The following is an 807-nucleotide window of genomic DNA, read 5'->3' on the forward strand; positions in this document are numbered from 1 at the left end:
ACGTTGTAAAACATTTAAAAAAAATCGGAACTTCATTTAAAACTCACAATTCTTGAATAAAAATAAAGAAAAATTTGAATATGTTTACGTTGAGAAAGACGGAACAGTGCGTGAGTTAGATAATCAAGAAATTGAGTATTTACAAACTGAATTTAAACCAAGTGATGGAGCAAGACCATATATTAAGAGTAATTATGACCAACTTGCATCTGACAAAAAAATTTCAGGATTTCTACATAGAAATCAAGTTCCCAAAAATATTGAAATAATAAAAACAGAAATCCGATATGTGGAATTTGGATTCCCAATAAATATCTGCGACTCTAACAGAGTTATAGAATTACACGTTGGAATTTTTAGTGTGTATGTTCTTGGTGGTTGGGACGTTGTAGTAGAAGATTTTACTTTTACCCTTACTAATATCAAAACTGGGCAAATAATTAATCCAAGAGATACTCAATGGAGAATTCAATCTTATGAATTTGGAGATTTAGCAAAAAAAATAAAAGTTATCGATATACCCGAAAGAGGTAATTATCTAATTAATTTTAAGAATCTGGATAGTCTAAAAGTTTGGAAAGCAAGATTACCATTAATATTTAGAATTTTTAAGAAACCTATAGAAAAACAAAACATTGCGATAACCATTGTGTAAATATTGAACGAATAAAAACGTTTTACAACACCGTGTATAATTAATTGCTTTTTATAGCCTACTTGCGAAAATTCCTGCGGAATTTTCACGGGTTCGTAAAAGTTTGCTAAATTAGTTGCTAAACCACGCAACTAATCATACACAAAACCGTT

Annotated in this window: 1 protein-coding gene; it reads left to right on the top strand. The window is 29.5% G+C overall.

What is annotated here, in order from left to right; genetic code table 11:
- Positions 1 to 52 precede the first annotated feature (52 nt).
- Positions 53 to 655: a hypothetical protein gene (locus HM985_RS17115; protein ID WP_179377417.1), complete on the top strand. Its 603-nt coding sequence runs from the start codon at positions 53 to 55 to the stop codon at positions 653 to 655.
- Positions 656 to 807: the final 152 nt, after the last annotated feature.

This window comes from Winogradskyella wichelsiae (assembly GCF_013403925.1).
GTDB classification, from domain to species: Bacteria; Bacteroidota; Bacteroidia; order Flavobacteriales; family Flavobacteriaceae; genus Winogradskyella; species Winogradskyella wichelsiae.